The following is a 9,165-nucleotide window of genomic DNA, read 5'->3' as shown; positions in this document are numbered from 1 at the left end:
CGAGGAGGTCGCCATCAGCGCCTAGCGACACGCCCGACGGAGGATTCGTTTCGTACACCACGCCTAGGGACTTGACCGCGGCGCGGAACCTCCCGAGCCGCTGGTGTCGACCGGGCTCCCTACCCGGCCGGGTCCTCGCATTCGTCTCTCCCCAGACGAATCGGACCACGGCTGCTGAGGGGTAACGTACGCCACAGTTCCTTGAGCGTCCAAGTGACCTGGGTCGCACTGGGGACCCCTACTTTCGTCTGGGTTTCAGGGAGGGACTCGATGATGGGACGCACTCGCGGGGAGGCGGGAGCAGTCCGCCACGTGCTCGGCTGGAGCGCCCTGGTGGCGTTTCTCCTTGCCCTGTTGGCGATCGTCGCCGCGCTCGCCTTCTCGGTGCACGTCAAGGGGCACTCGATGGAGCCGACCGTGCACGACGGCGACCGGTTGCTCGTGCAGTTCTGGAGGAGGGGCGACGTCCACCGGTTCGACCTGGTCGAGGCCCGCGTCGGCGTCGCGAAGTCCCCGGTCGTGAAGCGCGTGGTCGGTCTTCCGGGCGACACCGTCTCCGTCTCCTTCGCCGACGGGAAGCCGGTCGTGAGGCTCACGCCGGCCGGCTCCCGCACGGCGTACGTCGTGGAGAACGGGCGGTGGAGCGAGCAGGTGGGCGACCGCACCGCGCCCTGCTGCAACCCCGACGGCACCGCCGGCACCGCGACCACGCGCGTGGTCGTGCCTGCGGGCTCCTACTGGCTGCTCGGCGACAACTGGGGCGGCTCCGACGACAGCCGCACCTACGGCTTCGTGAAGAAGGCTGACATCGGCGGTGTCCTCGACCGGCGGCTCCAGCCGCTCGGCTCGTTCGGCCGCGTGCCGAACCCCGCCCGCCTCGCGAAGGTTGCCCATGCCGCGCAGAAATGACCGATCGGATGACACGGGCAGCGGCCGTCTTGCGCGACCATGTCGACCGTGTCTGCCCGCGTGAAGGTCCTGCTCGCCGTCCTCGGCCTGGTCGTCGTCGTGGCGATCGCGCCGTTCGCCTACGGCGCCGTCACCAAGCACCTCAAGCTCGGCCTCGAGGCCGGTGAGGACCCGTACGCCGGGGTGACGATCGTCCACCGTCAGCTCCCCCCGAGCACCGTCCCCGACGAGTGGGCGCACCGCCTCGAGAAGCAGGCCGGGACCGACCTCGGGCTCACGGTCCGGCAGGACTGGCGCCCCGGCCGCGGCGACGGGCCGTGGCTGCGCGCGACGGCGTTCCAGCGCAGGCTGGCACAGGCCGTGAACCTGCCGGCCCCGCGGGACTACCGCGTGATGGGTGTCGTCACCAACGCCGAGGACCCGGCTGCCGTCGCCGCGCACGGGGCGCTCTTCGTCCTCTGGTTCCAGACGCCGGTCGACGCCGACACCTGGATCCGCTCCCACCCCAAGGTCTTCACCGATCCCGGCCTGGAGAAGGCACGCACGACGTGGTGGGCGGGCTTCGACGTGGTCTCCTACGCGCCACCCGCGAGTGGCACGGACCTGACCGACAAGGTCGACCACTGGGTCCGCAGCATCACCGCCTGCCCGAACGGCGAGCAGGGCTGCTCGATCCCGGCGCACATCGCGACGGCGGGCGCGAAGCCCTAGGCCGGACGGACGGCGTCAGCCGCGGTCGCGGCGCCAGACGACGACCGAGGAGCCCGTGTCGGCCCGGAGCACCGGCAGCCGCCCCGGCTGCACGGGAGCCGCAGGAGGCCGCGAGCCCGCGCGCGTGAGCGCCTGGCGCAGCGCCTCACGGGTCTGCTCGAGCTCGGCCTGGAGCTCGGCGTTGCGCTGCACGAGGGCCGATGCGCGATGCTCGAGGTCGAGGATGCGGCGTACGCCCTCGAGGCCGATACCGGAGGCGGTCAGCTCGGAGATCTGGCGCAGCAGGTCGATGTCGTGCGCGGAGTAGCGGCGACCGCCGCCCCCGGTGCGCCCGGGGGTGATCAGCCCGAGCCGCTCCCACGTGCGGAGCGTCTGCGGGTGCAGGCCGGTCAGCTCCGCGGCGACGGAGATGACGTAGACCGCAGCGTCCGGCGCCGGGCCGGGTACCCCCTGCGGACGACGTGTGGCGGCCATCGGGCTACGCCTCCTCGAAGAGCTTCGTGCGGAGCGGCTTGTCGGCGGTCGCCGCACGGTAGGCCTCGACCGCCTCGCGGGCGGCCGCGTCGAGCACTGCCGGGACGTGGACCTCGACCGTCACCAGCAGGTCGCCCTGGCTGCCGTCGGCCTTCTTCACGCCCTTGCCGCGGACGCGGAAGGTGCGGCCGTTGGGGGTGCCGGCCGGCAGGCGCAGGGTCACCGGCGCGCCACCGAGGGTGGGCACCTTGATCTCGGCACCGAGCGCGGCCTCGTCGAACGACACCGGCACCTCGAGGGTCAGGTTGTCGTCCTTGCGGCCGAAGATCCGGTGCGGGCGGACCTTCACCGAGACGTAGAGGTCGCCCTGTGGGCCACCGTTGTCGCCCGGCGCGCCCTTGCCGCGCAGGCGGATGCGCTGGCCGTCCTTGACGCCTGCGGGGATGCGGGCCTGGATGGTGCGCGACGACGTCCCGCGGCCGGAGCCGTGGCAGGTCGGGCACGCCTCGTCGTAGACCATCGCGCGGCCCTGGCAGGTCGGGCAGGTCTCGTTCATCGCGAAGGCGCCACCGGCACCGACGGTGACGTAGCCCGAGCCCTGGCAGGTCTGGCAGACGTGCGGGCGCGTGCCCGGCTTGCCGCCGCTGCCGTGGCAGGTGGCGCACGGGGCGTCACTGGCCAGGCGCAGGCTGATCGTCACGCCCTCCATGGCGTCGGTGAACGAGAGCGTCGCCGTCGTCTCCTGGTCGGCGCCCTTCCGCGGCCGCGGCCGGGCGCGCCCGCCACCGCCGAAGAGGTCACCGAACATGTCGCCGAAGCCGCCGCCCCCGCCACCGGCGCGGTCGCGGAGCAGGTCGTTGAGGTCGAAGCCCTGTGCACCGCCGCCGAAGCCGCCACCACCGAAGCCGCCGGGGAAGCCCGCCGGCATCGCGCGGAGCTCGTCGTACTGCTTGCGCTTCTCGGGGTCGCCGACGACGTCGTAGGCCTCGGCGACCGACTTGAACTTCTCGTGCTTGGCGCTGTCGCCGGGGTTGGAGTCGGGGTGGTTGGCGCGCGCCAGCTTGCGATACGCCTTCTTGATCTCGTCCTGCGTGGCGTCCTTCTTGACGCCCAGCTCGGCGTAGAAGTCCTTCGACGCCCAGTCAGCCTTCGCGCTCATGCGCGCACCTCCCTTCCCTGCTCCGTTGTTCTTACTCGACCGGGTCGACCACGAGGACCTGCGCCGCGCGGACGACGCGGTCACCGATCTTGTAGCCGGTCTTGGCGATGTGCTGGCAGGTGGTCACCGTGACCTCGGCGTCGGTGCCGAGGTGGGTCAGCGCCTCGTGGAGCTGCGGGTCGAACGCGTCGCCCGGCTCACCGAAGCGGGTCAGGCCCAGGTTGTTGACCACGCGCTCGAGCTGGTCGGCGACGGCCTTGAAGCCGCCCTCGAGCTCGCCGTGCTCGCGGGCCCGGTCGATCGTGTCGAGCACGTCGATGATCGGGCTGAGCACCTTGTACGTCGCGTTCTCGGCGACGACCTCACGGTCGCGGTCGACGCGCTTCTTGTAGTTGACGTACTCGGCCTGGAGCCGCTGGAGGTCGAGCGTGCGCTCCTCCAGCGCCATCCGGGCGAGCGCGAGCTCGTCGGACTGCGACTGGCTGCCGGCGAAGTCGGCCTCGACCTCGGTCTCGTTGGCCATCTCGGCAGCGTCGTCACCGAAGCCGTGGGGCTCGGCGGCAGCGCCGGCCTCGGCCGCGACGGCGTCACCCTCCGGGGCCGCCGCAGGCTCGTCCTGCGGCGGCTCCGGGTTGAGCGGCTGATCGGTCACTTGGACTCGTCCTCGTCGATGATCTCGGCCTCGACGACGTCGTCGTCGGCGTCGCCGGTGGCCTCGCTGGCGCCACCCGCAGCGGCTTGGTCGGCCTCGGCGGCGGCGTACATCGCGGCACCCATCTTCTGCGAGGACTCACCGAGCTTGGTGACGCCCGCGGTGAGCTCCTCGGCCGACGCGTCGGCGTTGTCGAGGAGCGCCTTGAGCGCGTCGACGTCGGCCTGGACCTCGGTCTTGACCTCGTCCGGGACCTTGTCACCGTTCTCGGAGAGGAACTTCTCGGTCGAGTAGACGAGGGTGTCGGCCTGGTTGCGGACCTCGACGGCCTCGCGACGCTTGGCGTCCTCCTCGGCGTACTGCTCGGCCTCGCGGACCATGCGGTCGATCTCGTCCTTGCCCAGCGCGGAGCCACCGGAGATGGTCATCGACTGCTCGCGGCCGGACGCGTGGTCCTTGGCGGAGACGTGGACGATGCCGTTGGCGTCGATGTCGAAGGTGACCTCGATCTTCGGCACGCCGCGCGGCGCCGGCGGGAGGCCGGTCAGCTCGAAGTTGCCGAGCGGCTGGTTCTGCGCCCACATCTGGCGCTCGCCCTGGGCGACCTTGATCTCGACGGACGGCTGGTTGTCGTCAGCGGTCGTGAAGATCTCGGAGCGCTTGGTCGGGATCGTGGTGTTGCGCTCGATGAGGGTGGTCATGACGCCGCCCTTGGTCTCGATGCCGAGCGAGAGCGGGGTGACGTCGAGGAGCAGCACGTCCTTGACCTCGCCCTTGAGGACACCGGCCTGGAGCGCGGCGCCGACGGCGACGACCTCGTCCGGGTTGACGCCCTTGTTGGGCTCCTTGCCACCGAGCAGCTCACGCACGACGTCGCTGACGGCGGGCATGCGGGTCGAGCCACCGACGAGGACGACGTGGTCGATCTCGTTGACCGGCACGCCGGCGTCCTTGAGGACGTTCTGGAACGGCACCTTGGTGCGCTCGAGCAGGTCGGCGGTGATCTTCTGGAACTCCGCGCGGGTCAGCTTCTCCTCGAAGTGGAGCGGACCCTCGGCGCCGACGGTGATGTAGGGCAGGTGGATCTGCGACTCGCTGGAGGACGAGAGCTCGATCTTCGCCTTCTCCGCGGCCTCCTGGAGGCGCTGCTTGGCCATCTTGTCGGCGGCCAGGTCGACGCCGTGGGCGGCCTTGAACTTGTCGACCATCCACTGGACGACCCGGTTGTCCCAGTCGTCGCCACCGAGGTGGTTGTCGCCGGAGGTCGCCTTGACCTCGACGACGCCCTCGCCGATCTCGAGCAGGGAGACGTCGAACGTGCCGCCACCGAGGTCGAAGACCAGGATCGTCTGGTCGTCGCCCTTGTCGAGGCCGTAGGCCAGCGCGGCGGCGGTCGGCTCGTTGACGATGCGCGCGACGTTGAGGCCGGCGATCTCGCCCGCCTCCTTGGTCGCCTGGCGCTGCGCGTCGGAGAAGTACGCCGGCACGGTGATGACCGCGTCGGTCACCGGCTCACCGAGGTAGGCCTCCGCGTCGCGCTTCAGCTTCTGCAGGATGAAGGCGCTGATCTGCTGCGGGTTGAACGTCTTGTCGTCGATCTGGGTGGTCCAGGACTCACCCATGTGGCGCTTGACCGAGCGGATGGTGCGGTCGACGTTGGTGACCGCCTGGCGCTTGGCGACCTCGCCGACGAGGACCTCGCCGGACTTGGCGAACGCCACGATGGACGGGGTGGTGCGAGCGCCCTCGGCGTTCGCGATGACGGTGGGCTCGCCACCCTCGAGGACGGCGACGACGGAGTTCGTCGTGCCGAGGTCAATGCCGACTGCGCGGGCCATGGGGTTCCTCCGTGTGTGGTGCGGACCCGGAGCCGTTGCTGGTCCGGGAAGTTCTGATGCGGCCATCCTGCCGCTCTGGTGGACAGTCTGACAAACAACTTGAGTCCGTTCAACTCAACTTTGTTCGTCTTTCGCAACGCAGGTCTTTCCCTCATCATTCCCGCCCCCGGGCAGTTCTCCCCATGGTCTTCCGGCCCGGACCCCGCCTACCTTCGGCCCATGTACGCCGAACCCCGGTCCCGGCGCGTGGAGCCCCGGTGACCACCCACGTGAAGCTGACCGAGGAGCAGTGGGCAGCTGCTGCACGCGGCGCGGGCGCCAGCTTCTCCGGACCGCTCGCACCGCTCATCACGGGCCCGTCCACCACCGGGGAGTGGACGACGACCGTGGCGGTCCTGGCGGCCGGGGACGTGACCGTCGACGTGCTCGGGTCGTGCGGCGGCCAGGCCTGGCTGGGCCGCGTCGCGCGCCGCGGCGTGGCCCACGCCTCGGCGGTGCGCACCCTCGTGCCCGGACCGGGCGACGGCAGCCACGTCGGCGTCGTGCCCGGGCTGGAGCTCGGGCGCGGAACCACCGGCATGGTCGAGTCGGTCCTCCGCCTGGTCCCGGGGCTGCGGGGCAACGACGCCAGTCCGCCGGTCGTCGCGCTACCCACCGCGAGGGTCGGCGCCGTCTTCGCCGCGCTGCGCGAGGGCGCGGGTGGCGGCGCTGGCGGCGCGCGCCGCACGGTCCTGGACCAGCTCGGCTGGAGCGACGTCCCCGACGAGATCGCCTCCCTCGAGCGGGTGGACGGCGACCTGACGCTGACGGTGAGCGCCCCGGGCCGGCGTACGCGGGTGGTCCGGCTGCTGCACGGCCGCGGTGGCTGGGTGGTCGTGGAGGCCGGCGTCGACGGCCTCCGCTACCGCCGGGCGACCACCGGCTGGCTACGGGCCGAGCTCGCCTGGGAGCTCACGCGCGGACCGGACGTCGAAGCCGGCTGACCGGCCGGGGCCGCCCGGAGCCGTCCGATGCCGAGGGGCCAGCGCGTCAGTCGGCGGAGTACTGGACGCGAACCTCGTTGGAGCGCTTGCCGGTCTCCGCGTCGCGGACCTGCCACAGGAACGTGCCGCTCTTGTACGTCGTGACGAAGGCCTGGAAGACGCCGCCGTAGACGTTGGCGTCGAGGTTGAACTCCTGCCAGCCCTCGTTGTCCTTGTCGTACCAGATGTCGAGGACCGCGCCCTCGCCTCCGTGGTACGTGCCGCTGAGCATCAGCTCGTCGCCGGCCTTGAGCGTGCTGTCGGCCGCCTGGAGCGAGATGTCGTGGTCGCCCGTGCCGTCGCTCTGCTCAGCGCTGGGGGTCTCGCTGGGCGTCGCGCTGGGCGTCGCGGACTCCTCCGGGACGAGGGTGTCACTGGCGGTCGCCGACGGGCTCTGGACCGGCGCGAGCGTGATGAGCAGGCCCGAGTCGAGCTCGGTGGGCTCCAGCGGCGGGAGCGAGAGCGAGTCGCCGGCGGCGACGCCGTCGCTCGAGGTGCCGCCTCCACCGGTGAGCCCGACGAGGCGCGTGCCGAGGAGCACGATGATCGCCGCGAGCAGTCCGATGACGAGGGCGACGGCGACCAGCGCCACCAGGCCGTTGGCGACCGGGCTGTCGTTCTCTTCGTCCACGCTTGCTGCTCCAGGGGTCGGGTCAGATGCCGGGCCATCGTCGCACAGACCGCCCCGCCGAACGGGATCCGGACGTACAGTGAGGGCAGGGAGGGGAGGCCCGATGGAGAACCAGGTGAACCATGCCCGGGCGGCACTCGACGTGCTGACCGCGCTCCAGGGAGGTCCGGTCGCCACACCGGAGGCACGCGAGGTCGATGCAGCCGCAGCGCCGCTGGAGCCGCAGCGTGCGGCGAAGACACGCACCGCGAAGGTCCGCGCACCGAAGGTCCGCACACCGAAGGTCCGTGCGCCACGTGAGGCCCGCGCCCCCCAGGTGCGGACCCCGAAGGAGCGGACCCCCCGGGCGCCGAAGGCGGCGCGCGCCGTCGCGGCTCCCGAGCCGCTGCCGGCGGTGCCCGCGCCGGCTGCCTCGGCTTCCGACGACCTCGAGCGGATCGAGACCCGGCCGCGGCGCCTCGCCCGCCGGGTCACGGGCCTGCTCCTGCTGCTCTCGCTGGCGGCCACCGCGACCACCGCGTGGGCGGCGTGGACGGTCCGCGACACGACCCTCGGCGGTGTGGCGCTCATCCTCGGCGCGCTGACGGCAGGCCTGTGGTTCCTCCGCGTGGTCTCGGTGACGACGACGGTCTCGCTGCTGGGCCCGCGTCTCGAGGTCACCCAGGCCGGGCAGCGCCGCGTCTGGGACCTTGCCAGCCCCTACTCCCCCGTCGACCACGTCCGCGGCCGGCCCGGTCGACCCGGGTGGCGGGTCGTGCTCCGCAACGCCGACGGGTCGACGTTCGCGATCGACGGGACGATGGTGCCGGCGAAGCGGTTCACCGAGATCCTCAGCCGTTACCGGCCCGAGCTCTGACAGAGGCCACGCGCCAGGCCGTCGACGGCTTCTCGACGAGGTCGGCGCAGCTCTGTCGTGCCGGCGCGACCGCCTCCGCGACCACGCTGACCTCGTGCTCACCCGCCGCCGAGCGGAAGGTGACCGTGCCACTGCCCTCGACGGTCGTGTCGGCGACCAGGTCGAGGGCGTCGACGGCGGTCAGCCCGAGCTCCTGCAGCAACGCGACCTCGGCAGCCTGCACCTGCGGCGCGTACGCCGTGCGGCCCCGGAGGTGCGCCGGCACGACCTCGCCGCGGCGTACGGCCTCGCCGATCGCGACACCAGCCTCCGCGTCGACACGACCGTAGGACATGCCGTCGGGCAGGGTCAGCACCGCGACGGCGAACCGGTGACCGCCCAGGTGGGTGGTCTCCCACGTCTCCTCCGGGAGCTGCGCGGCGACCGCCTGCGCGACCGGACGCCCGAACTCCGCGCAACAGACGTCGCGGCGGCCGTTGGTGCAGACCAGCAGCAGCGGGCCGGCGTACGGCTGCCAGCCGGGGCCGCGAGCCTCCAGCGCGAGGTCGAGGTCGGCGAGCGCCTCGCGGCCGTCCAGCACCTGCACGTCCAGACGGCCGGTGGCCGGGTGCGCGAGGAAGACGCGGTACGCCGGACCGGCCGCGCTCCGCTCCCCCGGACGCCGGATCAGCAGCACGCGGACGCCGTGCGCGTCGGCGTTCGCGGCCAGGCGGGTGCGGGTCTCCTCGGGGATGATCCGGCTCTCGGCGAGCGCCTTGTTGCCCCACGGACCCGGGTGCTCGACGAGCAGGAACCCCGCGTCGACCGCGGCCGTGCCCGCCATCGGCTGGTCGGCGGCTGCGACCGAGCAGCGGTACGGCGATGTCATGTCGAACATCCTGCCGGACCGGTGTGATCTGGCAGACTCGCGGGC

10 protein-coding genes are annotated in these 9,165 nt (G+C 72.1%); 4 read left to right on the top strand and 6 right to left on the bottom strand.

From position 1 onward, the window contains the following. The first annotated feature begins 273 nt into the window (after positions 1-273). Together lepB and IEX47_RS09285 are read left to right on the top strand one after the other, a co-directional pair. Complete coding sequence (lepB, locus tag IEX47_RS09290) at positions 274-909, top strand: signal peptidase I (protein ID WP_229662750.1); 636 nt, start codon at positions 274-276, stop codon at positions 907-909. A 48-nt stretch (positions 910-957) separates the two neighbouring features. Continuing rightward, entirely contained in the window at positions 958-1,620 is a 663-nt protein-coding gene (locus IEX47_RS09285; protein WP_188783713.1) for a hypothetical protein, read from the top strand. A 15-nt stretch (positions 1,621-1,635) separates the two neighbouring features. Here IEX47_RS09285 and IEX47_RS09280 read toward each other — a convergent pair whose 3' ends face one another. The 4 genes from IEX47_RS09280 to dnaK are packed head-to-tail and all read right to left on the bottom strand — an operon-like array spanning position 1,636 to position 5,743. Next, positions 1,636-2,094, bottom strand: a complete 459-nt coding sequence (locus tag IEX47_RS09280; protein ID WP_188783712.1) for a heat shock protein transcriptional repressor HspR — start codon at positions 2,092-2,094, stop codon at positions 1,636-1,638. A gap of 4 nt (positions 2,095-2,098) precedes the next feature. Then, complete coding sequence (dnaJ, locus tag IEX47_RS09275) at positions 2,099-3,253, bottom strand: molecular chaperone DnaJ (RefSeq protein WP_188783711.1); 1,155 nt, start codon at positions 3,251-3,253, stop codon at positions 2,099-2,101. Between the two features lie 31 nt (positions 3,254-3,284). Further along, entirely contained in the window at positions 3,285-3,905 is a 621-nt protein-coding gene (gene grpE, locus IEX47_RS09270) for a nucleotide exchange factor GrpE (RefSeq protein ID WP_229662749.1), read from the bottom strand. Further along, positions 3,902-5,743 carry a molecular chaperone DnaK gene (gene dnaK, locus IEX47_RS09265; protein WP_188783710.1) on the bottom strand — a complete coding sequence of 614 codons (1,842 nt, stop codon included), beginning with the start codon at positions 5,741-5,743 and terminating at the stop codon, positions 3,902-3,904. Before dnaK ends, grpE begins: the two co-directional genes overlap by 4 nt. 257 nt (positions 5,744-6,000) lie before the next feature. On the opposite strand from dnaK, the gene IEX47_RS09260 reads away from it, so the two are divergent. Next, a complete protein-coding gene (locus tag IEX47_RS09260; RefSeq protein ID WP_188783709.1) occupies positions 6,001-6,726 on the top strand; it encodes a hypothetical protein in 726 nt (241 codons plus the stop codon). A 46-nt stretch (positions 6,727-6,772) separates the two neighbouring features. On the opposite strand, the gene IEX47_RS09255 is transcribed toward IEX47_RS09260, so the two are convergent. Continuing rightward, positions 6,773-7,396 carry a hypothetical protein gene (locus IEX47_RS09255; protein ID WP_188783708.1) on the bottom strand — a complete coding sequence of 208 codons (624 nt, stop codon included), beginning with the start codon at positions 7,394-7,396 and terminating at the stop codon, positions 6,773-6,775. Positions 7,397-7,499: 103 nt separating this feature from the next. Here IEX47_RS09255 and IEX47_RS09250 point away from each other — a divergent pair, with 103 nt between their 5' ends. Next, on the top strand, positions 7,500-8,252 hold the full coding sequence (locus IEX47_RS09250) for a hypothetical protein (protein ID WP_188783707.1): 753 nt from the start codon (positions 7,500-7,502) through the stop codon (positions 8,250-8,252). On the opposite strand, the gene IEX47_RS09245 is transcribed toward IEX47_RS09250, so the two are convergent. Further along, complete coding sequence (locus tag IEX47_RS09245) at positions 8,227-9,120, bottom strand: ferredoxin family protein (RefSeq protein WP_188783706.1); 894 nt, start codon at positions 9,118-9,120, stop codon at positions 8,227-8,229. The two genes, IEX47_RS09250 and IEX47_RS09245, sit on opposite strands and share 26 nt — an antisense overlap. Between the last annotated feature and the right edge of the window lie 45 nt (positions 9,121-9,165).

Source organism: Nocardioides phosphati (assembly GCF_014646375.1).
GTDB classification, from domain to species: domain Bacteria; phylum Actinomycetota; class Actinomycetes; order Propionibacteriales; family Nocardioidaceae; genus Nocardioides; species Nocardioides phosphati.
The sequence above is the reverse complement of the archived record's forward strand: the minus strand, read 5'-3'. Positions and strand labels throughout refer to the sequence as shown.